At 42.1% G+C, this 463-nt stretch carries 1 tRNA gene; it reads left to right on the top strand.

The features are described 5' to 3' along the window. Nucleotides 1–244: 244 nt before the first annotated feature. Nucleotides 245–335 (top strand) — tRNA-Ser (locus ACTQ34_RS18175). Nucleotides 336–463 lie beyond the last annotated feature (128 nt).

The raw sequence follows: 463 nt of genomic DNA, 5'->3' as shown, positions 1-463 counted from the left end.
TACCCAGCCTTTGAAGCTGAATATGGCGTGTTTTTTCGTTGACCAATCCTGTCTGACAGATGCTCATTTCGTGTTATTTGGCTAACACTGTTTTACGAACACCTGCCATTGGCGCAGGGTGTGTTTTTAAGGAGGAAAATCAGGATAGAAAAAAAGAAGAAAAGAAAAATTGAAAAAATACTTGACGAATTTGGGTTTATCGGATATAATATTTCTTGTCCTTTGTGAGAACAAATGAATATTTGGAGAGTTGGCTGAGTGGTCGAAGGCGCACGATTGGAAATCGTGTAGGCGTGATGAGCGTCTCCAGGGTTCAAATCCCTGACTCTCCGCCAGAAAGTACCGGAATTGATTGAAGTGACCCCCAAAAGTTAGACAATATTTGAAAGCAAAAATTGTTTAAGCAGCCGAAAGGGCTTGTTGTCTGTGAATTGCAGGCGGCAAGCCCTTTAGCTTTGCCTTG

Source organism: Agathobaculum sp. LCP25S3_E8, from assembly GCF_052117165.1.
In the GTDB taxonomy this organism is placed as follows: domain Bacteria; phylum Bacillota; class Clostridia; order Oscillospirales; family Butyricicoccaceae; genus Agathobaculum.
This window is presented reverse-complemented; position numbering and strand designations above follow the sequence as displayed.